This window comes from Mesorhizobium sp. CNPSo 4670, from assembly GCF_057784235.1.
Genome location: NZ_JBWJFQ010000013.1, coordinates 162,282 through 184,099, shown reverse-complemented (window position 1 = coordinate 184,099; position 21,818 = coordinate 162,282). Strand labels below are relative to the sequence as shown.

Genomic DNA, 21,818 nt, shown 5'->3' with positions numbered 1-21,818 from the left:
CGTCCTACTTCTTCCTCACTGGCGCAAGGATATCGAAAGGCAGGTCGTTCTTCTGCTCCGATGGCGTCCGCGCATAGGTCTCAGTGTCCGCGGTTTCTGGTGCGTTGAACTCGGATCGTGCATAGGCCGTCGCTTGCTTTGCCGGCTGAAGACCCATCGTTTTCAGCAATTGACCTGTCGCGGCCAGAAGCCGGTATTGGGCGAACAACGACGCATAGGATGCTGTGTCCGCCAGCGTTGCCGTGTTGAACCGCGTATTCTGCGCATCGAGCACGTCGAGCAGCGATCGTTGCCCTACCTTGAATTGCTCGCGGTAGGACGAAACCAGCTTTTCACTGGACGCGGCCTGCAGCCTGAGCGTCTTTGCCAGGTCGGCTTGCCGGAAGCGGCGATCCCATGACGTGCGGACAGCCTCCTCGATTTCACGCAAGACCTGGTGATAGGCAAGCCGCTGTTCGCTGGCACGGCGGATCTGCTCCTGTTCATTGGCCTTGTCTATGCCGCCTCGATAAAGGTTCCAGCGCAGCACCAGACGCGCCTGCAGGTCACTGGCGTCGCCATTGTCGCCGTCAATGTCATACCCTCCCCTGGCACGGCCTTCGGCCAGGACTTCGGGGCCATATTTCGCCCGGGCCGCATCCACCTGGGAAGCAGCAGCGGCGATATCGCTGGTGGCCATGTGAACGCGAGGATTGTTCTGTCGTGCCAGGCCCAGCGCATCATCGAGTGACCGCGGCAGTGCGGCGGCGACATCGCCAGGCCGCGATGCATCGACTAGCGGTTTGCCGACGGTCTTGAAGAACCGGATCTTGGAGGCTTCCAGTTCTTCGGTCGCCTCCTGCATGCGTGCCTTGGCCGCGAACAGACGCTCTTCGGCCTGCTGCCGGTCGGCCTCGTTCAGCGCCCCGCCCGAGATGCCTTGCCGGATGTCGCCGAGTATCGCCTGATGGAAGCCCAGGTTCTTCTTGGCTTCGGCGACGATCGAAGCCTGCAGCATGTATTCAAGGTAGTCTTGGACGACCGACAGCCCGATGAATTCCGAGCGCTCCAGGACCCGGAAGGACGCCCCGTCGACCCGCGATGCCTGGCGGTTCAATTCCGCCCGCCGCGCTCCGCTGTCGAATAGCTTCTGTGTAACCACCAGATCCGCTTCTGCCGGATAGAGCGAATCGTCCTCTATCGACAGTGAGCGCCGGGACGAATTGTCGAGGCGACGAACTCCGGCCGATGCCTCGACATCGACACTGGGAAGATAAAGGCCCTTGGCCTGCCTCAACTCGAACTCGATTGCTTCGCGGTTTTCGATTGCCTGTCCAATCTCGGGATTGGATTCCACAGCAACAGCCATCGCCTCCTTGAGCGTGAGGGCATGAGCACTCGCGCAGGTCAGCATTGTAGCCGCCATCAAAAGACCAAGGCGCTTGCCGACGGCCGAGATGCTTGTCTTATTCATATAACCCACCCTAACGTTTCCCCCAGCACCCTTAGCCACAAGCGCTACACCAAGCCAAGGCCTGCCTCCGAGAACTATCCACAGTTTCACGAAATGTGTGAGGAATTATTGAATTAGCTCCTGCTAAATCGATGATTCAGGCCACAAGATTGTTAAATGTAGCAAAAATGGCACATAAGCACAGACTCCCTGCGATTGTATCCGGACGCTGCCAAGTCGGGAAAAGGACAAAAAAGAAGGCGGTGGACCAATGCGGGCAGAATCAACCCTGGATAGCCGCTTTTTGCGACTGAACCAAAGGCAGATCGCGGTTACAGTAAATTTTTCAGGGGATCACGGATTGAGTGAACGGACTGCGTTTCTCAACGTGCGCTTAGCGCAGCCATGCGGTCGAGCGCCGCGGTCAGGCCGCCAAGCGACACCGGAAATGTCAGCTGGGTCTCCGCATCCGTCGTGACATTGAGCTTCAGCACCGTGCCTTTTCTCATCTTTGCAAGCGTCGGCGGATCAAAGGAAAACACCGCGAGGCAACCCGTCGGCAGGCAGGTCCTGAACCGCTGCTGGGACAATGGCGGCTGATCGTCGATCTGGGGCGTTATGCCCGCATCGAGCAATATGCCGAAGGGCAGAAGCAGGGTGGCCGTTGCAGAACCATCCGCACGTCTCTGAACCTCCACGGCAAGAAGCCTTTGGCCGTTCTGCTGAACCTGGTCCTGCGAAAGCGAACAGGTCTTTGCATTCTCCCGAACGGAGCAGGCAACGCTCCAGTCCTGGAAGACTTCGCGCAGGAACGACGGTCCATCTGGAAGAGCCGCCTTTTGCTGCGCCGACGCAGGCGACATCAAAGAGAATAGGACTGCCCCGCATGCCAAGACGGCCTTGAGGCCACGCTTCATGTACAGACCCACTCGCGGATCTTGCATTTGTCTCCTGCCGCCTGGCAGGCCTGCAAGGCGAGGTCTTCCGCGTCCCGGCGGGTCTGGGCAGACTTTGCGCCCCACGGCGTGAGCCGGTCGGCTGCCTTCTCGGCCACGGCCAGGGCACCGCAGTGATTGTAAGGAAAGCCGGTCTGGTCATCGTCATCCCAATGGCGGTGATTGCGGAACACGGCGACGACGGTGCAGTTCTGTCCGCCCGCGTTCTCGCAATGCTTGAGCGCGATGTCCGACGCCTCTTGCCGCTTGTCGGCGCCCCAGAAGAAGCCGTATTTGACATCGGCACTGGAATAGGCGATCGCCGCCCAGATGCCTTTTTCCTGCTGAGGTGGCGGAGCCGGCGGCTCCGGCGGCCCTTCCGTCAGATCGGCAGAGATGACTTGCCCGGTCCAGAGCAAGGCAATGCCAAGCACAGCAGCCACAGGTCCCGATCTCATCGTCAGCAATCCTCCGCAGGGTTAATGCATGTTGCCCAAAAGTGGCCCCGGTTTTGGGACAACGACATGCATAAAAACAAAGACCTAAAGCGCGGCGCCCGAATCCGTTTCAACGCGACGCGCTTTGGTGCCATCGGCTTCGCCTTCTCACTTCGCCGCAGAAGCGACGGAGATCACCACGCAACTGTTGCCTGTCGGCAGGAGAAGGGCTTCCCCCGCGTTGCCGCCAAGCTCGTAGACCTCGACCTGGCCGAGGTGGTCGGTGATCTTGCTGCCTCGCGGAAGAATGGACGGGATGTCGGTACAGGGGCTGGCGAACGGCGCCACCCGCACCATCGCCCCTTCGCAACCCGAAGCGGTGGGCGATGCGAAGACGACGCCGGCGGCCGGCCCGCTATATCGTTCCGTCGCATAGTCCATGCCGACAAACGCCTGGACGGCGTGTTTGTCGGCAGCCTGGTCGTTCCACAATGATTTGACGCTGTATTTCGTGCCGGTCGTCAAAATCTGTCCGAGCACCGGAAAGATGGTCGAACAGGCCTGCACGCCGGCTTGCTTGACGTGCTGCAGGAAGGGAGTGTCCGGAAGCGCCGGGTTGGCTGTCTCAGGCTGCGCGGCCGTCGCGCTGCCGACCAGGTTGGCGATCGCGGCATAGTTCCCGGCGGCAAAGCCAAGGCCCGCCACGACCAGCCCCAACAGTGAAAATCCGACGAGGCGAGGCCACCGCCGCCGCGCGGGTTCGACGAGTCTGTGCCGATCCGCCTCGACGGTCGGGTCGCTGCGTTTTGCGGACGACAACTGGTCCTGCTGGCTCATGGTGCTGCCCCGGTTACTTGACTGGCGAAAGGGCGTCTGTCAGCCCCTTGAGTGTTGCGGTCACGGTGATCGTCTGGCCGTCGACGGTCGAGTACGAGATCGCCGGCGTCGCATTCTGCGAGATCTGTTGGCGCATGACGGGTCCCACCGGCAACATCCCGACACAGACCATTTCGTTGCAGCCGTTCAGGTGAACGTCGATCGCCTGGTTCCGCCCCTCGAACTTCAGCGACACCAGGCCGTCGCTCCTGGCGTTCGGCGCGGTGCGCAGGATCATGTACGGCTTGCCGTCCTGCGTGGCGGCCAGCGACCAGCTGAAGGCCATCTTGCCGGACGTGTCCTCGATGACCTGCGAGACATTGCAGACCTTCTTGCCGGCTTTGAGGTTCTCGTCGCAGATCAGTGTCCAGTTTTCGAAGGGACGGATGGTGCGCTGGTAGTCCCCCAGCTTGACGTCGGGAGGCACCATCACATCCGAGGGCTTGATCCTGTATTGCGAGGCAACCTGCCCGACAGCCGGCGCGAGCCCGCCGCAGAGCGCTAGGCAAGTCAGCACGGCAAAGCGGGTAAGGCTGGTTTGCCTGTTCATTCCCGCCTCAGTTCAGTGTGAAGCTGAGGCCGGCGCCGACACCGACATGGCCACCCGCGGCCGTACCGGACAGGTTGCCGCGGATGCGGCCGTCTTCGCTGGTGTAGCCCGCGCCGAAGGCAAAGGCGCCGGCGTCCCGCCAGAAGCCGCCACCCGCCGCGACGCTCAGCTTTCCGGGACGGTCATCGTAGCGCAGCGAGGCAGCGGCGAGCCCGATGGCGGCCGCCTGCCGTGCCTCGTCACGTATGCCGCTGATGTCCTGATTGAGCTGGCTGAGCTTCTGGTCGGTGTAATCATTGGCCTGCTGCAAGGTCGTGACGGCCACTTTGTCGGTGTAGTCGTTGGATGCATCGATGGCGTAGGCCACACGGTTGTCGGTATAGCTCTTGGTCTCGGTTATGCCCTTGTTCAACTGGTTGACATTGACCGCATCGGTGCCGGCGACACCGGGACCGACATTCGAGATGACCACCGGCGCGTTGACGTCTCCGCCCTGCAGCGTGATACTGTTCTTCTTGCTGCCGTCCGGATTGGTGTCATACACCACCGCGTTCTGGGTGAGGTTTCCGACGCCGTCTTTCAGATCCTCGATCGCTGTGTTCGTGGCGAAGAGCTGGGAGCCGTTTATCGCGTCGGTGCTGCCAGCGGAAACGCGTCCGGCGGCGACATTGGTGATCGTCCTTTCGGCGCCGGCAGCGCCGACGCTGACGGTTCCGGCCGGAGCCGTCCCGGCATAGGCGTAGGTCTTGCCGTTGATGGTGGTGCTGGAGGTGCCGACAGCGGTCTGCGTCACCGAACCGGAGCCGAGAGCCACGTCGTTGGCGTTGTTGGCCTTGGCGCCCTGGCCGAGCGCCACGGCGCCTCGCGCACTTGCCGTGGCGCCGTGCCCGGCGGCAAGGCTGTCGGTGCCGGTCGCCACGCTCTCCGGCCCGATCGCGACGCTGTTGGTGCCGCTGGCGGCAGAGTCGGCCAATGTCGAATTGGCATGGAAGTACTTGATGCCGCCGCCATTGGAGATGTTGGTCAAGGCGTTGTCGACGGCCGTGAAGCCGTCATAGACGGTCGTGTAGTTGTTGCCCTGGATTTTGTACGTCGGTCCGGTGATCGACCCGTCGCCATTGACGACCGAAGTCCCGCCCAGTTGATCGACCAGGCTCTCCGACACGCCGCGAAGCTGGGAGACGTTGACGGCGTCGGTGTTGGCCGAGCCGGCGGCGACATTGGTCAGTTTGCGTTCGGCTCCGGCGGCGCCGACCGACACCTCGCCGGCCGAGGTCTGCGGGCTTGCCAGCGCATAGGCCGTGTAGTTCGCCTGCGCACCGACAGTTGTGACCGATTGGGCGCCCAGCGCGACGCTGTTGGCGAACGTGCTTTGGGCGCCGGCGCCGAGCGCCACCGACTGGACACCGGCGGCGGTCGAATTGGTGCCGAGCGCGAGGCCGTCGGCCAGCATCACATGAGCGTTCTGGCCGATGGCCGTGCCGCCGGGTGCGGTCTGGTCGACGATCGCCCCATTGCCCATGCCGATACCATTGTCGCCGTTGACGACCGTCGTCGGGCCGACAGCGACCGACTCGGCCCCGACCGCGAGCGAGTCGCCGGCCGCCGAATTGGCATGGAAATATTTCGTCGAGGTGACCGAGACCGATGCGATCGCGCCCTGCAACTGGCGGATCGTCACGGCATCCTGAGCCTGGGTGCCGTCCGCCACATTGGTGATCTGACGATAGGCGGTGGACGTGCCGACCGAAACGGCGCCCAAGAGTGTCTTGTCGGTGGTGTTGTATTGGATGAAGTTGGAAGGACCGGCCGCAATCTGGCCCGTGGCCGGAGCCAGTGCGCGATCGGAGACCGAACCGGAACCAAGCGCGACGCTGCCGTCGATGCTGGCCTGGCTGTCGCGGCCGAGAGCTAGCCCGCTGACGCCCGTTGCGGTCGCCTGGTAACCGACAGCGGTGGAGCCGACCCCTTGCGCGAAGGAATCGGTTTTCGCCAATCCGGTCTCGTTGGTGCGGGCGTAGCGGATGCCCACGCCATTGGCGTCGGTATAGGCGGTGGAGGTGTCGCCGGCGATGTTATTGATCGTGTTGCCAAGATTGGTCACCGAACCGCCGATATTTGCAATGGCCGTGGTGTTGGCCGTCACCTGCTGGTTGGTGGCGAAGAGCTGCGAGCCGTTGACCGCGTCGGTCGAGCTACCGTTCAACTGTCCTGCCGCGACATTCTGGATCTGGCGTTCCGCACCAGCCGAACCGACCGAGAAGGCGCCGGCCGGCGTGGTGCCGGCGAAGGTGTAGGCGGTGCCACCAATCGTGGCTCCGCCGACATTGGTCGTTGCTCCTGACGTCGAATTCAGACCGATCGCCACATCGCCGGCATTGTTGGCCACGGCGTTGGGTCCGACCGCGACGGAATTCGTTCCAAGGGCCAGGGAATCCGGCAGGGCCGAATTGGCATGGAAATACTTGATGCCGCCGCCGACATTGATGTTGTTGACAACGGCGCCGATGGCATCGACCGCCTGGTTGGTGGCGAAGAGCTGCGAGCCGTTGACCGCATCCGTCGAGGCGCCGCTGATCCGCCCTGCCGCCAGATTGGTGAGCGTCCGTTCCGCACCGGGCGCGCCGATGCTGACCGTCGAGGTCGGCGTGGTGCCCTGGAAGGCATAGGTCGTGCCGTTGATCACCGCATTGGGCGTACCGACCGCCACGGCGGTCACCGAGCCGGAGCCAAGCGCCACGTCGCCGGAGCTCGCCGCAGCCGCCGCGCCATTGCCCAGCGCGACATTGCCTGCGAGGCCGGCGGCACCAGCAGTCGAGCCGTTGCCCAGCGCAACAGAGCCCTGCCCGATCGCCTTGTTGTTGTTGCCGATGGCGACAGCGCCCGCCGCCATATTGGCCGCGGTGGCGCTCGCCGTGCCATCGCTGTTGGCGATGTTATTGGCGCCGCCGGTGAAGGCGCCGGTGCCACTGGCGTAGCTCGGATCGCCGATGGCTACCGCGCCGTCGCCATAGGCGGTGTTGCCGGCGCCGATGGCCACGGCCTTGCCGCCATCGGCAGTCGCGCCCGTGCCGATGGCGACGGAGTCGGCGGAGAGCGCAGCGGACTGTAGACCGACCGCGATGGCGTTGGTTGCCGTCGCCTGGCTGTCGCGCCCCATTGCAATGGCGTCGTCCTCGGATGCCGTTACGTCCGTGCCAATGCCGATGGCGTTGTCTCCACTGGCGCTCGTTGCAAAAGTGCTTGAGCCGACATAGACTGCGCCTATCCCGGACGCCCTCGTCCCAGCGCCGAGAGAGATGGAGTTCAGGGCGCTGCTTTGGGCGCCGCGGCCGAGCGCGGTACTGTTGAGTCCGGTGGCGCGGGATTCACGTCCGACGGCAGTGGAATTGTCGGCGCTGGCGACGGTCCCGATGCCGAGAGCGGTGCTGGCGCTTCCGCCGGCGTTGGCGCTGACGCCGGCAGCGAGAGAATTGTCTCCTGTCGCTTTCGCGCCGGACCCGAATGAGGAGGCGTTTGCGCCGCTGGCAACGGCCGTGTTGCCAACCGCCGTGCTGGCGGTGCCGCTCGCGATTGACGTAGTGCCCATGGCGATGGCGTCTTGCGCGCTCGCATTGGCTTGCTTGCCGACCGCCGTGCCGTCTACACCGCTCGCAGTGGCGCCCAGGCCCAGCGCGGTTGCGTTTGCAGCCGTCGCCGCGGCGTTGTTGCCAAGCGCCGTGGCGGATACGCCGGTGGCCTGGGACCCCGAGCCAGCCGCGACCGAGCCGATACCGCTCGACACAGCCTGGTTGCCCAGCGCCAATGCGAAATCGGCCGAAGCATTGGTGCTGGAGCCGAGCGCTGTCGCGTTCAGCCCTGTCGCGCTGGCCGATTTGCCCAAGGCAACGGCACTATCCTTGTTGGCGACAGATGCCCAGCCTCCGGCGAACGAAAAGTTACCGCTAGCCAAGGAGCTGGTGCCGAGGGCGGTGGAGTTCCCTCCCGAAGCAACGGAGAAAGTGCCCAAGGCGTTGGCGCCGGCTCCTGTGGCACTGGCTTGGACGCCGAGCGCAACCGAATTGACGCCGCTTGAGACCGTGCCTGAGCCTAGCGCCATCGCGCCGCCGGCGCCTGTGGCCTTCGCTTGCAGGCCGAGAGCCACCGAGTATTGTGCCGACGAAACGGATGAACGCCCTATCCCGATGGCGTCGGCTTGCGATGCCGTCACATCCGTGCCGATGCCGATCGCGCTCTGAGCCAGCGCTCCCGTTCCTGCGGCGGTGCGCGAGCCAAGATAGATGGAGTTGATCTGCGAGGCGAGCGACTGGAAGCCGATCGCGACGGCGTTCTGGGCGCCCGCGTTGGCATTGGTGCCCTCAGCAATGGAATCGGCTCCGTTTTGCACGGCTCCGGATCCAAACGCGATACCGCGCACTCCGTTTGCCGTGCCGCCGCCGCCGAAAACCTGTGCTGATGCCGGCGTGGCGATGCCGCCCAATGCGATCGCACCCAGCGCCGCCGCCAACACCTTGCCGATCCCGAGCATGCCGAGTCCAGATCCCTTGCGGCGCATGCCGAGCACGCGATAGGCCATGCGCAGGACCGCCATCAGGCGGCGGCGGATCGAGCGGGAGCGGTGATCGGCACCCGCGATCCAGTGCCCCGCGAAATGCCCTGCCCGACGCTGAACAAGCGAGCCGTTCGAAATGAGATTGTCGGTCATGGTCCCTCTCCGCTGGCCGGCATGGAAATGTCAGACAATTCCAGCTCAACGCAGAAAGACATGATTCCGGCTTTCCGTATTTCAGGAAATTGCTGTCTTGTGAGAAAAGAGGGGAGCAACCCAGCGGGAGTTAACAGTCTGTTACTTTAGGTCACGCTTTGATAAGCGGCAATTAAACTACCTTCCGGATGATCTTTTACTTATTTTTTGAACTGATCTTACTCTGGCGCGCCTGCAATGGCGTTGTTTTTCGATATTTCTTCATCATCGTGGTAAAGTGGCTCTGGCTCGAAAACCCGCTCAGATGCGCGACGTCCGCGATCGTCATGCGCTTGTCGGCAAGCAGCCTTTCGGCGAAGGCCAGCCGCAGATCGAGAACGTACTGATGCGGCGGAGCCCCGAACGTCCTGGAGAAAGCCCGCACGAAGTGATAGGGCGACAGCCCGCAAACTGCAGCCATCTCGGCAAGCGTCAGCTTGCGTGCAAAGTTCTCGTTCAAGAACTCCTGCACCTTGCGTGCACTGCGAACGGAAAGCCCGCCTTTGACGTTCAGTGCCGGCTGTCGCGCCGCATCTGTCCCGGACGTCCATCCCGGGGAATCATCATCGCGCCGCACTTTTCGGCCTCCTGATACCTCCCCTAAGGACATCAACCTGAGGGCGGATTGTCCGTTCCCTCAAGCAAACAATTCGTGATTGATCGAACTGACTTATGACACTGAGCATGGGCAGATTCGTGATGGACGTATTTTGGAAAATTCCGGAATCTTTGTAGGAAATTCCTGTCTTGGGTCCTGAGCAGCAGGTGTCGCCGCCTTGCCACACCAATCCATGTCGCTCGTTTTCAATGCCGCGTGCGGCTCTTCAGTTTCTGGCGGAAGCATATCCAGTCCTGGGTGTTCTTCCCCTGTATTTCTTCATGGTCGCGGCCAGGTGGCTTTGGTCCGAAAATCCCGCCAGGTAAGCGACTTCGGCAATCGCGACTTCACCATCGAGGAGCAGCTTTTCCGCGAAGTCGAGACGCAGGTTGATCAGGTACCGATGTGGCGGCATCCCGAACGTCGTGGCAAACCTTGCTGTGAAATGATTCGGTGAAACTCCTGCGACCGAGGCGAGTTCGGCGACCAGTATTTTTCGCATGATGACGGCGTTCTCCCTGGTCGCCGAGCAGGCAAGCCTGCTGTCCACGCCCGCCGGATTGATGACGAGGCAGCCGATAGGCGCATGATACTCCGTCAGCCTGTCGCTGCCGGGCGAAGCGCGCAACTTGGCTGCCGGTGCCTGCACAATCCCAACCGAATGTTCGCCGGCCAGGAAAGTCTGCGATCCAGGACCGCGGCAGACGGAGTGTATCAGGCTGCCCTGGGCCGTGGCCTTTCTGGGACACGCACTTTCGGCGACGATGTCCAGAACGTATCGTGTCGTTTGGTCTCGATCGACGCCCCGGGGATCGCCGCTCCCCCGAGCCTCGTCTCGGTATTTCATTCCGCCTCGCCTGCGTTGCCGCCGCCTGAAAGCCCCCTTCGCCCGCGTCAACCCGAAATCAGCGTATCGCGAGGGCCGGGGATAAGGAAGAACTTTGCATACAACCGGAAAATTATGTTCTGGATGAAAGGCAAAGCAGGGATTGCTAAAGGAAGCAGAGAGGATTTTTGTTTCAAATGGAGAGGCCTTCTCCCAGCCGCTCATTGCGTCTGATGGTATGAGCGAGGCATTCCTTTCCAGCGACCTGAGAGGAATTGGAAAATATTCTCTTCAGGCACACGTGAACTCGGAGCCATGACGCGGCATAGGGGTCAGCCTGTTCGTCGCGCTTGGCTAGGAATCACCGCGACGCTTTTCGTACAGATCCCACGCAAGTTCCACAAAACCCAGAAGGACATCCTCTTCGTCCCACCCGGCAGCCACCGCCGCCCGGACGATTTCGCGGATGTGAGGCAGCAATCGGCTCTGACATTCAGCCGCCATGTCGACGGCGTCACCCACAGGAGGTCCATCGAAGTTGAATTCCATCATGCGGCGCTCCCCTCGCCATCGATCGATGTGTTACATCGTCAATTTCATTTCTGCTGATATACAACGACTCCGGAACCAAGCATAGGAAGCCTGGAGAACCGAAGCGGCGCGGGGACGACGCCAGCTCACGCGATCTCTTTGCTTCGCCAGGATTCTATCGGAGCTCGATCGGTTCGAACTCTTGGCTTTATTCGGATCGACCGTCTCATGCACGCCGACGCGACCGGGCCGTGAACTAGATGTTCTCGCGGGTGTAGATTTCGAAGGGCAGGATCGTGGTGAAGTTGCCGCCTTCGTTCGGGGCGGAGACGGCGCGGACCATGCCCGCCAGAGCCTCCTGCGCGATGCGGGCGAGCGGGTGCGAAATGACAAAGGTCAGCGTGCCGTCGAGCAGCGCCGGGCGGGTCGAATCCATAAGCTCATAGCCGACGACGACGAGGCTGCCGGCTCGCTCGGTGGAGCGCAGCGCCGCAATGGCGCCGGTGATGCCGCCGCCGGCAACATAGAGGCCAGACAGATCCGGATTTTCGTTCAGCAGCTTTTCGGTCATCTCCTGCGCGATGGCGCTCGATTCGAAGGTCAGCAGCGGCTCCAGCAGCGTGAAGCCAGGGGCGTGCTCACGGAAATAGGAGCGAAAACCGCTTTCGTTCATTTCCTGGCAGCGGTAGCGATGATTGCCGACGAGGATACCGAGCTTGCCGGGCGCCCGGCAGACATGCTCGAACACCCAGGCCGCGGTGCGCCCGACCTTCCAGCCATCCAGCCCGATGTAGGGAACCTGGCCTGTCGCCGATATCTGCGAGATCAGCGCAAAGACCGGCACGTTGCGGGCATGCAGCGTGTCCACGGCCTGGGTGACGAGAGGATGCACCGCGGCAACGACGCCGACGGCGTCGCATTCGGCGCCCAAGGCCAGCAAACGCGAGGCGACGTTCTGCGGCGACAGATCGTCGAGAAACTCGGTGCGCAGCTCTATCTCGCAGTCAGGCATCGTCGGCGCCACCGCACGTATCGCCTCGGCAATGTTGCGGTAGAAAGCGCGGCCGGGCTGGTGTAGCAGGAAACCGAACCGGTAGCGCGGTCGCGCGGCCGCTATGCGGCTGCGCAGCGCGCCCATGCCGTAGAAACCGATCTGCTCCGCCGCCAGCCTGACGCGCTCGCGCGTGCCCTGGCGGACGGCGCCAGAGCCGCCCAGCACCCGGTTGACGGTGGCCACCGAAACATTGGCCTCGGCGGCAACATCCTTGATCGTCGGCCGCTTGTTCTGATCCATTTCGTCTCATCAGCCTGCAGCAATTGATACGAAGATATCATTCGCCAGTCAGTTCTGAGACGAATGATACAATTCATTTGGAATAAACATTCTATTCTTGATTCATTTTGGATCAAGATGTTTATCTCGGGCACAAGCAAAGAAGGCGCAAGCACCGCCAGCCCAAGGATAGAAGCAGCACAGCGCAGGCAAGGTTCTGACCCTCCGCCCAACGGCGGTGTGAGGCAGCGTGCGCGCGCGAGCCATCCCAGGCACTGCGGGTGGAGGATCCGAGATGGACGATCTCAAATACGGCGTGCGCGACAAGCGCGGCGACTGGAAGCCGAACGGGCGCATCGAGGCCGTGCCGTTGTGGAATTGGCCACCGAGGCTGCCGAAGATCCTGGCGTGGCTGCCCGGTTATATCTGGCCGTGGAATGCCTTCCACATGGCCACCGCCCTCCTTTACTGGTTCTATGTCGTCCCCGGCGTCGAGACGATGAAGACCATCAGCTGGGGCTGGGCGCTGTGGCTCTACGCCGTTAACGCCGCGGCGATCCTGGTCTTCTACGGCATCTTCGAGCTGCGCTATTACATCAGGCGCGCCCAGGCGACGCGGTTCAAATACAACCACAAATTCCCTGGCGATGCGCCTTCCGACGTGTTCTGGTTCCAGAGCCAGAACCTCGACAACTTCCTTCGCTCGTTCTTCATCACCATCCCGCTATGGACGGTGGTCGAAGTCATCTTCCTGTGGTGCTTTGCCAATGGCTACGTGCCGTGGGTCGGCTGGCAGGATCACCCCGTCTACCTCGCCGCGCTGGTGCTGATCGCACCGGCCATTCACGAGGTGCATTTCTTCTTCATCCACCGCCTGATCCACTGGGGTCCGCTCTATCGCTGGATCCACTCCGTCCACCACAATTCGATCAACCCGTCGCCCTGGTCGTCGCTGTCGATGCACCCGGTGGAAGGGTTCCTCTATCACGCGGTCGCCTTCTGGCATCTTCTGATCCCGTCCAACCCCATCGTCGCACTGTTCCAGTTGCACGTCGCCGGCTTCGGTGCCGTCAACGGCCATCTCGGCTTCGAAAAGCTGGAACTCACGCAGGACACAGCCGTATCGAGCCACGCCTACGCACACTACCTGCACCATAAATATTTCGAGGTGAACTACGGCGGCGACGGGCTGATCCCGCTCGATAGATGGTTCGGCACCCTGCACGACGGCACCAGGGAGGGCGACGCCATGATGGACGCCCGGTTCCAGAAAAAGAAGGAGCGCATGAACGCCAGGGCGTGACCGACGCCGGGCGAAGCATTGATCACGCGACGCACTGGGAGGGGAGCGTTGAGACGAAGTTTTCCAATCCGTCTGATGACGGCAACCGGGAGGAAATGAAATGAACCATATCACGAAGCTTTTGACGGCGGTGGTGACGGCAGCCGTGGTAGCGACAGGTGCCACAGCCGCAATAGCCGATGGGGCGAAGATCTTCGTCATCGGCGGCAAGGCGGACGACCCGTTCTGGTCGAAGGTCAAGAAGGGTGCGGACGACGCCGGCAAGGTCGCCGAACTGACCGGCGGCTCGGTGACCTGGCTCGGCCCGCAGAACTACGACAATCTCGGCCCGGATGCCGCCAAGCTGATCCGCACAGCGCTCAGCCAGAAGCCGAGCGCCATCGTCGGCCCCGACTGGGTGCCCGAGGCCATGGACGACGCCTTCAAGGAAGTCGTTGCCGCCGGTGTGCCGCTCATCATCTACAATTCCGGCGGCATGGACGCAGCCAAGCGGCTCGGCGCCATGAACTATGTCGGCAACGAAGAATACGCGGCCGGTCTCGGCGGCGGCGCCTATTTCGGCAGCCATGGCGCCAAGAATGTGCTGTGCGTCAACACCTTGCCTGGCTCCACCAACACGGAAGACCGCTGCAAGGGCATAGCTGACGCCATCGCCAAGAGCGGCGGCAAATCCACCCAGCTGCCGCTGCCTTCATCCAGCTTCGGCAACCCGACCGCGGTCGCCGAGGCGATCAAGGCAGCCGTGCTGAAAGACAACACCCTCGATGGCCTGATCACCATCAGCGCTGGCGACGCCAACAGTGCGGCCAACGCAATCAGCCAGGCCAATGTCGGCGACAAGGTCAAGCTGGCTTCGTTCGACATGGATGAAACCGGCCTGCAGCGCATCAAGGACGGCACGCAGATGTTCTCGATCGACCAGCAACCCTATCTGCAGGGCTATCTTGCGGTGTCCCTGCTCAACGGCTTCGTGAACTATGGGCTCGACCTGCCGACGAAGCCGGTGCTGACCGGACCGGGGATCGTCGACGCCGCCAATGTCGACGCGACGATGGGCGGCGCGGCGGCCGGCGCCCGCTAACTTGCGCAAACTGAGTGTCCGGCCTCTCCGAGGGCCGGACATCGCCGGCCGGCGCCCCTCGACGAGGGCCGCGCCAGGCTCGTCATTGTTCAAGCCAGGGACCACTTCGATGACATCCCAAGCCCATGACCAACCCGCCGTGGTAGCGACTGCGCCACCCGCCCCGCATTCTTCGATGCCCTCGATCGGCAGCCTCGTACGGCGCCCCGAGGTCGGCTCGCTGATCGGCATGATCGCCGTGCTGGTCTTCTTCTCGATCTTCGGCGGCGCCAATTTCCTGTCGGCCGGCGGCGCCGCGAGCTGGCTCAACGTCGCCTCGGAACTCGGCATCATCGCGCTTCCCATCGGGCTGCTGATGATCGCCGGCCACCTCGACCTCTCCGTCGGCTCGATGATCCCGGCCAGCTCGATGACCATTGCCATCATCTCGGGCCACTACGGCCTGCCGATCATCGTCGGCATTCTCGCCGCGCTTGGCCTTGGGCTCGCCGTCGGCTTCATCAACGGGGTCCTGGTGATCCGCACCAAAGTGCCGTCCTTCGTCGTCACCCTAGCAACGCTGTTCGCGCTGGCCGGCCTGACGCTTGGCCTTTCGATCATCCTGTCCGGCAGCACCAGTGTCGCGCTGAAGAGCGGACCGATCGCCAAGCTTGTGTTTGGCGACTATCTCGGCGGCAAATTCCAGGTGACCCTGTTCTGGTGGATCGCCATCGTCCTGATCGTCGGTTTCATCCTGAATTTCTCGCGCTTCGGCAACTGGATCCTGGCCATGGGCGGTGACGCCGTCAGCGCCCGCAATGCCGGCATCCCGACGGACCGGGTCACCATCGCGCTGTTCATGAGCAGCGGCCTGTGCGCGGCCTTCGTCGGCATGTCGCAGGCGATCCTCTACAACAGCGCCCAGGTGGCCGCCGGGCAGTCGTTCATCTTCAACTCGATCATCGCGGTGGTCATCGGCGGCGTGCTGCTCACCGGCGGTTACGGTTCGGTGGTCGGCATCGTGCTGGGCACGCTGACCTTCTCCATCGTCAACCAGGGCATTTTCTACACCGGCTTCGACGCCAACTGGGCAAGCCTGATCATCGGCGTCCTGCTGCTGGCGGCCGTGCTGATGAACAACACCTTCCGCACCATGGCGCTGACCTACGCGCCACGCACCAAATCGAGGGTCCGCTCATGACCACGCCCCTGCTCAGGCTGACCGGGATCAACAAGTCGTTCGGACCGATCGACGTGCTTCACGACATTTCGCTGGAGGTCAACAGAGGCGAGGTGTTGTGCCTGCTCGGCGACAATGGTGCGGGCAAATCGACGCTGATCAAGATCCTCTCCGGCGTCCACAAACCGACATCGGGCACGATGGAAATGGACGGCAGGGCCGTCGCCTTCGACAGTCCGCGCGACGCCAGCGACCACGGCATCGCGACCGTCCACCAATTCGGCGGGACGTTCCCGCTGATGAGCATCGGCCGATCCTTCTTCGTCGGCGCCGAGCCGACGCGGCGCTGGGGGCCGCTCACCATCTACGACCGCAAGCGGGCCAACGAGATCGCCGTCACCGAGATGCGCCAGCTCGGCATCACCCGCATCGACGACGGCGATCGCCTCGTCGGCGGACTGTCCGGTGGTGAGCGTCAGGCGCTGGCGATCGCGCGCGCCGTGCATTTCGGCGCAAGTGTGCTGATCCTCGACGAGCCGACAGCGGCACTCGGCGTCAAGGAGGCGGCGCATGTCCTGCGCATTGTCCTGCAAGCACGCCGCAAGGGCATCGCGGTGATCTTCATCACCCACAATGTCGTCCATGCCCTGACCGTCGGCGACCACTTCGCCGTCCTCATCAGGGGCGCCAAGGCCGCCGACTTCCGCAAGGGCGAGAAAAGCCGTGAAGCGATCACCGACCTGATGGCAGGCGGCGAGCAAATGGCCGAACTCGAAGCCGAGATCGAGAGCTTTTCGGCGGCTGACGACAGGCAAGCGCCGCGCGACGCGAGCCATGCATGAACCCAGTGAAGACGCCCATCTCCTCCTCCCGGGCATCTTCCTGCGCGGCCGGCGGAACGCGTGGTTCCGCCGGCTGTCTTTTCGACCAACTCAAGAACAGACTGCAGGGCGACAATGGCAAAGTGGATTGATGCGTGTGCGGCCGATGATATCGAGGAAGAGGACGTTATCCGCTTCGATCACGAGGGCCGGACATTCGCCATCTACCGGAGCCCCGACGATGCGTTCTTCTGCACCGACGGGCTGTGCACGCATGAAAAGGTGCATCTGAGCGACGGGCTGGTTATGGAATACAGGATCGAATGCCCCAAGCACAACGGCGTGTTCGATTACAGGACCGGCGAAGCGCTGCGCGCACCGGTCTGCGTGAACCTTAAAACCTACAACACCAAGGTCGAGGACGGCCGCGTGCACATCGAGGTCTGACATGTCCGATACCTTCACCCTTGCGGCTTGCGCCGAAATGCTTTGGCGCGACCGGCCGATGGAATGGCGCGTCAAGCGCCTCACCGAAATGGGCTTCCAGGTTGGCCTCTGGAACTGGCCCGATCACGACCTCGCAGTGCTCGAGAAATCAGGCGCGACCTTCTCGATCATGAACGGCTACCTGCGCGGCCGTCTCTCCGATGACGAGGGCGCCGCGGAACTGCTGAAGACGGCGAAAGCGACTGCGGCGGTCGGCAAACGCCTCGGTGTCGCGCGGCTCAACCTGCACGGTACCGGGTTGGGTGACGGCGGCCTGCCGGTCGCACCCTGCGAGACCGTCACCGGCGCGATGTGGCTCAGGGCACACGACACGCTGAACCGGATTGCGGATCTCGCCGAGGCTGAAGGCGTGACATTCACGCTGGAGAATTTGAACCTTCCGGTCGACCATCCCGGCGTGCCTTTTGCACGAGCCGAAGACACGCTTGCGCTGGTGTCGAGCATCAACCGGCCGGGCCTGCGCCTCAACCTCGACCTCTACCATGCGCAGATCGGCGAAGGGAACTTGATCGCGCTGTGCCGCGCCTGCCTGCCATGGATCGGCGAAGTCCAGGTGGCCGACGTGCCGGGCCGAATGGAGCCCGGCACGGGCGAGATCAACTATCGCGGCATCGCCCGCGCACTGAAGGATATGGGCTACCGCGGGCCGGTGGGCATGGAAGCGTTTGCCTCGGGTGATCCCGAGACGGCACTGCAGGCCTTCCGCGAAGCTTTCACTGTCTGAGGAACAAGAATGGTCACCAAGAGCAGCCGTCCCACCGTCGCCGACATCCGCGCCATGAAGGGCCGCGGACAAAAGATTTCCATGCTCTACGTCACCTCTCTCGAAGAGGCGGCGGCAGCGGATGCGGCCGGCATAGACATGCTTTCGATCGAGGGGCGCTTCTTCTCGCCCGAGATGCGCGAGGCGGCCGGCCGCTGCTTCGTGCAGGTCGGGCTGCCCTACGGTCCCGCCGGCAATCTGGTCACCTCGGAGGATTATCTGAAAACCGCCTACCAGTTCATGCGCGTCGGCGGTGACTGCTTCTACTGCGCCGCCTCCCTCGACATCCAGAAGGCGCTCTGCGACAACGCCGTGCCGGTCGTCGCCCATGTCGGCCTGATCCCCTCGCAATGCACCTGGACCGGCGGCTTCAAGGCCGTCGGTAGGACGGCCGAGAGCGCGCGTGCGGTGTGGGATCACGTCAAGCGCCTGGAGGCCATTGGCTGTTTCGGCGCCGAGCTGGAGGTGGTGCCCGACCGGGTCGCCGAACTGATCACGAGGGATACGCCCCTGATCATGCTCGGCATGGGCGCCGGGCCGCATGCCGACGCGCAGTATTTTTTCAGCGAGGACGTGCTCGGCCATACCGCCGGCCACAGGCCGCGCCACGCCAAGACCTATCGCAATTTCGCCGCCGAATATGAGCGGCTGCAGCGCGAGCGCATCGCCGCCTATCGCGAGTTCATGTCCGACGTGCAGACTGGCGCCTATCCCGAGTCGCAGCACGTCGTCCCCGTCACCGACGAGGAGCTTTCTGCTTTCAAGGCGTCGCTGGGTCTCTAATGTTTTGCCTGGAGCCATTCAGCCTGTTCGACGCCGGGGCATGATCGGCCGCATTGCCTTCTGCAACCGCTCGCTGGATAGTCCCGGCAATGTTCGAGACTCTGGCGACTCACTGGCCCCAAATCCTTGCGATCATCTCGGTGGTGATGGCGACCGTCGGCATCATCCACGTCGTCATGACCAAGGAGGATGTCCGCGCCGCCACCGGCTGGGTCGGCGTCATGGTGCTGTCGCCCATCATCGGCGTGCTGATCTATGCCGTCGCTGGTATCAACCGCATCCGTCGCGCCTCGATCAGCGCCCAGCGCCCGCTTGCCGGCGGCGCGGTGTCCGCCAAGCATGAGCACGACGTCGCCGCCGAAGAAGCCCTGATCGTCGAGCGATATGGGCAGCGGTTCACCGGTCTGCGGACACTGGGCGACAGGGTGGCGCGGCGCGCACTCCACCCCGGAAACGCGATCGATGTGCTGGAGACAGGCGACGAGGCCTATGCCGCCATGTGCGCGGCGATCGATGGCGCCGAGCGCAGCGTCCTGCTCGAGACCTATATTTTCGACAATGATGCCGTCGGCATGCTCTTCGTCGAGGCCCTTGCCGGCGCCGTCCGGCGCGGCGTAACCGTCCGCGTGCTGATCGATGCCGTCGGCGCCCGCTATTCCGTGCCGAGCATCCTGGGGCATCTGCGCAGCGCCGACATCACCGCCGATGTCTTCAACGGCAACATCGTCATGGGTCTGCGCCTGCCCTACGCCAATCTAAGGACCCACAGAAAGATCCTGATCATCGACGGTAAGGTCGCCTTCACAGGCGGCATGAACATCCGCAAGGGCTTCTCGGCCGAGTTCGCCGGTTCCAACTGCGCCAGGGACACGCATTTCCGGGTCACTGGTCCGGTCGTCGCCGATCTCTTCTCGGTCGCCGCCGAGGATTGGCGCTTCGCCACCGACGAACCGTTGAAGGGCGATGCCTGGCGAATTGGGCCGCTGTCGCCGGCGCCCGGCCTGCCCATGCTGGTGCGGGCGGTCGCGTCCGGCCCGGACGCCAGCATCGAGACCAACCACAAGCTGCTGATCGGCGCGTTCTCCGTCGCCCGCAAATCGATCCGCCTGATGTCGCCCTATTTCCTGCCGGACCGTGAACTGATCAGCGCCTTGACCACCGCTGCAAGGCGCGGCGTCGAAATCGATATCGTGGTGCCGGCGGTGAACAATCTTTTCCTTGTCGACCGCGCTATGACGGCGCAGTTCGATCAGCTGCTGAAGAACTATTGCCGTATCTGGCGCACGGAGGGACCGTTCGACCATTCGAAGCTGCTTTCGATCGACGGCGTGTGGGCGTATGTCGGCTCTTCCAACCTTGACGCCCGGTCGCTGCGGCTGAATTTCGAGATCGACCTCGAGGTCCTTGACGCCGGCTTTGCCAGCGAGATCGAGGCGCGGATCGGATCGGCGCTCGCAACCGCAGTGCCGGTGACGCTCGACGCCTTGCGGGCCCGACCCTTCCTTATCAGGCTTTTTGACCGGGTATTGTGGCTCGGTTCGCCCTATCTCTAGCCAAGGTTGGCGCGTGTGAAGCCTGCCTGTCATGGAATATATGCCGACGGCGCCTATTTTGACTGTAGCCCGGTTCCGAATTGAAGCCAGCGAGGACGAGCAGCACAGATATGCACAGAACTGGACGCAGCCTTCCGGCAAGCATGCTTCTATCCATTCGCGACCGCAGGATGCGGAAGGCAAACGCCGGTGCGCCCAAGCGGACAGGCACCACCGGAACGCTGGTTGCCTCCTACAACGTCCACAAATGCATCGGCCTCGACAGGAAGTTCGATCCCGAGCGGACCAGCCGCGTCATCCGCGAAATCGATCCTGACGTGATTGCGCTGCAGGAAGCCGACAACCGTTTCGGCGACCGTGACGGGCTTCTCGACCTGTCTCGCCTGGAACATGAAACCGGCCTGGTACCGGTGCCGATTGCAGCCAATGGCAAGGGGCATGGCTGGCATGGCAATGTCCTGCTGTTCAAGAAGGGCGTCGTCCGCGACGTGCATCAGATCAGGCTGCCGGGGCTGGAGCCACGCGGCGCCGTGGTCGCGGAGATCGATCTTGACGGAAACCGGACCCTGCGCGTCATCGCCGCCCATCTCGGTTTGCTGCGTCGGTCCCGCTCGCAGCAGGCCCGCGTCGTGCTGGATATCATGAACAGCCCCGATGCCACGCCGACGCTCCTGCTCGGTGATCTCAACGAATGGCGGCTCGGCAACCGCTCCGCGCTGAATACGCTGCATGTCACCTTTGGCCCGCTGCCGCCGGCAGTGCCGACCTTCCCGTCGAACCTGCCGCTGCTGGCGCTCGACCGCATCATGGCCAACCGGCACGGCATGATCTCGGCCGTGGAGGCGCATGACACGCCGCTTTCGCGGGTGGCGTCCGACCACCTGCCGTTGACGGCATTTGTGCGCCTGTAAGGCAAATTGTCCCGCCGATGACGGCCAACTTGGCGTCCACGGCTATGAAAAGCGATATTGGAACGCTAAGCCTTCCCGCGAGTTCATATGATTGAACCCTAGGAGGACGAGACATGAAAAGCCTATTCCTGGCTTCGGTGATGGCATTGGCCGCAACGGCCGCCGTCATTGCGCCAACGCAAGCCGCAAGCTTGATTATCCAGTCCGACGACAACCAGTACTCATCGGACGACCAGCCCGACAACGGGGGCCAGATCATCATCCGCCGCCATCATGACCGTCATTACGATGACAACCAATATGGCGACGATCAGAACGACGGCGTGCAGTTTGGCGATTATCAAGGTGGTGAGTATCGCCGCCACCACCGGCGCGACTACGACAACCAGTATGGTGACGACAGCGTACAGTTCGGTGATTACCAGGGTGGCGAATATCGCCGCTACCACCGGCATCACCGCTGCCATATCGAACTGGTCAGGACCTGGCGTCACCACCACAGGGTGATCGAGGAAGTCCGCGTCTGCAGCTGATCTCGCTCGGAACAACCGGTCGGCACAAGCGGGCCGGTTTCGTTCTGCCTCGTCAACCGATGATCAGCTGACGAAATAAGGCTGCCATTCGAAGTCGGTGATGTGCGACGGCATCGAACTCGCCGTCGACGGCGGCCTGCTGATGCGCATGTAACAGGCGCGCCGGCCGTCAGGACGCGACAGCAGAAACAGCAGAAACCGA

The 21,818-nt window shown here is 63.0% G+C and carries 20 protein-coding genes; 10 read left to right on the top strand and 10 right to left on the bottom strand.

Annotated elements, in window-relative coordinates; all coding sequences use genetic code 11:
• Positions 1 to 4: 4 nt before the first annotated feature.
• From AC0ZT5_RS21825 to AC0ZT5_RS21780, 10 genes are all read right to left on the bottom strand, one after another.
• Positions 5 to 1,453 carry a TolC family protein gene (locus AC0ZT5_RS21825; protein ID WP_488498117.1) on the bottom strand — a complete coding sequence of 483 codons (1,449 nt, stop codon included), beginning with the start codon at positions 1,451 to 1,453 and terminating at the stop codon, positions 5 to 7.
• 362 nt (positions 1,454 to 1,815) lie between these two features.
• The gene (locus AC0ZT5_RS21820; RefSeq protein WP_488498116.1) at positions 1,816 to 2,349 is read right to left on the bottom strand and encodes an invasion associated locus B family protein; all 534 of its coding nucleotides are present in this window, start codon (positions 2,347 to 2,349) and stop codon (positions 1,816 to 1,818) included.
• On the bottom strand, positions 2,346 to 2,825 hold the full coding sequence (locus AC0ZT5_RS21815; RefSeq protein WP_488498115.1) for a DUF4189 domain-containing protein: 480 nt from the start codon (positions 2,823 to 2,825) through the stop codon (positions 2,346 to 2,348). Before AC0ZT5_RS21815 ends, AC0ZT5_RS21820 begins: the two co-directional genes overlap by 4 nt.
• Positions 2,826 to 2,972: 147 nt before the next feature.
• Positions 2,973 to 3,641: a hypothetical protein gene (locus AC0ZT5_RS21810; protein ID WP_477291262.1), complete on the bottom strand. Its 669-nt coding sequence runs from the start codon at positions 3,639 to 3,641 to the stop codon at positions 2,973 to 2,975.
• Positions 3,642 to 3,654: 13 nt separating this feature from the next.
• Positions 3,655 to 4,230: an invasion associated locus B family protein gene (locus AC0ZT5_RS21805; RefSeq protein WP_488498114.1), complete on the bottom strand. Its 576-nt coding sequence runs from the start codon at positions 4,228 to 4,230 to the stop codon at positions 3,655 to 3,657.
• A 7-nt stretch (positions 4,231 to 4,237) separates the two neighbouring features.
• A complete protein-coding gene (locus tag AC0ZT5_RS21800) occupies positions 4,238 to 8,935 on the bottom strand; it encodes a YadA-like family protein (RefSeq protein ID WP_488498113.1) in 4,698 nt (1,565 codons plus the stop codon).
• Between the two features lie 196 nt (positions 8,936 to 9,131).
• Positions 9,132 to 9,551, bottom strand: coding sequence for a helix-turn-helix domain-containing protein (locus AC0ZT5_RS21795; protein WP_488498112.1), 420 nt, complete (start codon positions 9,549 to 9,551; stop codon positions 9,132 to 9,134).
• Positions 9,552 to 9,798: 247 nt separating this feature from the next.
• Positions 9,799 to 10,419, bottom strand: coding sequence for a helix-turn-helix transcriptional regulator (locus AC0ZT5_RS21790; RefSeq protein WP_488498111.1), 621 nt, complete (start codon positions 10,417 to 10,419; stop codon positions 9,799 to 9,801).
• A gap of 333 nt (positions 10,420 to 10,752) precedes the next feature.
• Complete coding sequence (locus AC0ZT5_RS21785; RefSeq protein ID WP_488498110.1) at positions 10,753 to 10,950, bottom strand: hypothetical protein; 198 nt, start codon at positions 10,948 to 10,950, stop codon at positions 10,753 to 10,755.
• Positions 10,951 to 11,185: 235 nt separating this feature from the next.
• A complete protein-coding gene (locus AC0ZT5_RS21780) occupies positions 11,186 to 12,223 on the bottom strand; it encodes a LacI family DNA-binding transcriptional regulator (protein ID WP_488498109.1) in 1,038 nt (345 codons plus the stop codon).
• Between the two features lie 274 nt (positions 12,224 to 12,497).
• On the opposite strand from AC0ZT5_RS21780, the gene AC0ZT5_RS21775 reads away from it, so the two are divergent.
• The 10 genes from AC0ZT5_RS21775 to AC0ZT5_RS21730 all read left to right on the top strand — a co-directional run bounded on the left by AC0ZT5_RS21775 (position 12,498) and on the right by AC0ZT5_RS21730 (position 21,616).
• Positions 12,498 to 13,505 carry a sterol desaturase family protein gene (locus AC0ZT5_RS21775; RefSeq protein WP_488498108.1) on the top strand — a complete coding sequence of 336 codons (1,008 nt, stop codon included), beginning with the start codon at positions 12,498 to 12,500 and terminating at the stop codon, positions 13,503 to 13,505.
• A gap of 100 nt (positions 13,506 to 13,605) precedes the next feature.
• A complete protein-coding gene (locus AC0ZT5_RS21770; protein ID WP_488498107.1) occupies positions 13,606 to 14,586 on the top strand; it encodes a sugar ABC transporter substrate-binding protein in 981 nt (326 codons plus the stop codon).
• A gap of 175 nt (positions 14,587 to 14,761) precedes the next feature.
• Positions 14,762 to 15,766 carry an ABC transporter permease gene (locus AC0ZT5_RS21765; RefSeq protein WP_477291304.1) on the top strand — a complete coding sequence of 335 codons (1,005 nt, stop codon included), beginning with the start codon at positions 14,762 to 14,764 and terminating at the stop codon, positions 15,764 to 15,766.
• Positions 15,763 to 16,587 (top strand): ATP-binding cassette domain-containing protein, encoded by an 825-nt coding sequence (locus AC0ZT5_RS21760; protein ID WP_488498106.1) that lies wholly within the window; start codon positions 15,763 to 15,765, stop codon positions 16,585 to 16,587. Before AC0ZT5_RS21765 ends, AC0ZT5_RS21760 begins: the two co-directional genes overlap by 4 nt.
• A gap of 114 nt (positions 16,588 to 16,701) precedes the next feature.
• Positions 16,702 to 17,013 (top strand): MocE family 2Fe-2S type ferredoxin, encoded by a 312-nt coding sequence (locus tag AC0ZT5_RS21755; RefSeq protein ID WP_488498105.1) that lies wholly within the window; start codon positions 16,702 to 16,704, stop codon positions 17,011 to 17,013.
• 1 nt (position 17,014) lies between these two features.
• Positions 17,015 to 17,797 (top strand): TIM barrel protein, encoded by a 783-nt coding sequence (locus AC0ZT5_RS21750; protein ID WP_488498104.1) that lies wholly within the window; start codon positions 17,015 to 17,017, stop codon positions 17,795 to 17,797.
• Positions 17,798 to 17,806: 9 nt separating this feature from the next.
• A complete protein-coding gene (locus AC0ZT5_RS21745; RefSeq protein WP_488498103.1) occupies positions 17,807 to 18,619 on the top strand; it encodes a 3-methyl-2-oxobutanoate hydroxymethyltransferase in 813 nt (270 codons plus the stop codon).
• Positions 18,620 to 18,708: 89 nt separating this feature from the next.
• On the top strand, positions 18,709 to 20,172 hold the full coding sequence (locus AC0ZT5_RS21740) for a phospholipase D-like domain-containing protein (RefSeq protein WP_488498102.1): 1,464 nt from the start codon (positions 18,709 to 18,711) through the stop codon (positions 20,170 to 20,172).
• Between the two features lie 110 nt (positions 20,173 to 20,282).
• On the top strand, positions 20,283 to 21,083 hold the full coding sequence (locus AC0ZT5_RS21735; protein ID WP_095084468.1) for an endonuclease/exonuclease/phosphatase family protein: 801 nt from the start codon (positions 20,283 to 20,285) through the stop codon (positions 21,081 to 21,083).
• Positions 21,084 to 21,196: 113 nt separating this feature from the next.
• Entirely contained in the window at positions 21,197 to 21,616 is a 420-nt protein-coding gene (locus AC0ZT5_RS21730; protein ID WP_488498101.1) for a hypothetical protein, read from the top strand.
• Positions 21,617 to 21,818 lie beyond the last annotated feature (202 nt).

Coding starts and splice junctions, on each gene's coding strand:
- AC0ZT5_RS21825 (WP_488498117.1), bottom strand. CDS start 1,453: ATGAATAAGACAAGCATCTCGGCCGTCGGCAAGCGCCTTGGTCTTTTG.
- AC0ZT5_RS21820 (WP_488498116.1), bottom strand. CDS start 2,349: ATGAAGCGTGGCCTCAAGGCCGTCTTGGCATGCGGGGCAGTCCTATTC.
- AC0ZT5_RS21815 (WP_488498115.1), bottom strand. CDS start 2,825: ATGAGATCGGGACCTGTGGCTGCTGTGCTTGGCATTGCCTTGCTCTGG.
- AC0ZT5_RS21810 (WP_477291262.1), bottom strand. CDS start 3,641: ATGAGCCAGCAGGACCAGTTGTCGTCCGCAAAACGCAGCGACCCGACC.
- AC0ZT5_RS21805 (WP_488498114.1), bottom strand. CDS start 4,230: ATGAACAGGCAAACCAGCCTTACCCGCTTTGCCGTGCTGACTTGCCTA.
- AC0ZT5_RS21800 (WP_488498113.1), bottom strand. CDS start 8,935: ATGACCGACAATCTCATTTCGAACGGCTCGCTTGTTCAGCGTCGGGCA.
- AC0ZT5_RS21790 (WP_488498111.1), bottom strand. CDS start 10,419: ATGAAATACCGAGACGAGGCTCGGGGGAGCGGCGATCCCCGGGGCGTC.
- AC0ZT5_RS21785 (WP_488498110.1), bottom strand. CDS start 10,950: ATGATGGAATTCAACTTCGATGGACCTCCTGTGGGTGACGCCGTCGAC.
- AC0ZT5_RS21780 (WP_488498109.1), bottom strand. CDS start 12,223: ATGGATCAGAACAAGCGGCCGACGATCAAGGATGTTGCCGCCGAGGCC.
- AC0ZT5_RS21775 (WP_488498108.1), top strand. CDS start 12,498: ATGGACGATCTCAAATACGGCGTGCGCGACAAGCGCGGCGACTGGAAG.
- AC0ZT5_RS21770 (WP_488498107.1), top strand. CDS start 13,606: ATGAACCATATCACGAAGCTTTTGACGGCGGTGGTGACGGCAGCCGTG.
- AC0ZT5_RS21765 (WP_477291304.1), top strand. CDS start 14,762: ATGCCCTCGATCGGCAGCCTCGTACGGCGCCCCGAGGTCGGCTCGCTG.
- AC0ZT5_RS21760 (WP_488498106.1), top strand. CDS start 15,763: ATGACCACGCCCCTGCTCAGGCTGACCGGGATCAACAAGTCGTTCGGA.
- AC0ZT5_RS21755 (WP_488498105.1), top strand. CDS start 16,702: ATGGCAAAGTGGATTGATGCGTGTGCGGCCGATGATATCGAGGAAGAG.
- AC0ZT5_RS21750 (WP_488498104.1), top strand. CDS start 17,015: ATGTCCGATACCTTCACCCTTGCGGCTTGCGCCGAAATGCTTTGGCGC.
- AC0ZT5_RS21745 (WP_488498103.1), top strand. CDS start 17,807: ATGGTCACCAAGAGCAGCCGTCCCACCGTCGCCGACATCCGCGCCATG.
- AC0ZT5_RS21740 (WP_488498102.1), top strand. CDS start 18,709: ATGTTCGAGACTCTGGCGACTCACTGGCCCCAAATCCTTGCGATCATC.
- AC0ZT5_RS21735 (WP_095084468.1), top strand. CDS start 20,283: ATGCACAGAACTGGACGCAGCCTTCCGGCAAGCATGCTTCTATCCATT.
- AC0ZT5_RS21730 (WP_488498101.1), top strand. CDS start 21,197: ATGAAAAGCCTATTCCTGGCTTCGGTGATGGCATTGGCCGCAACGGCC.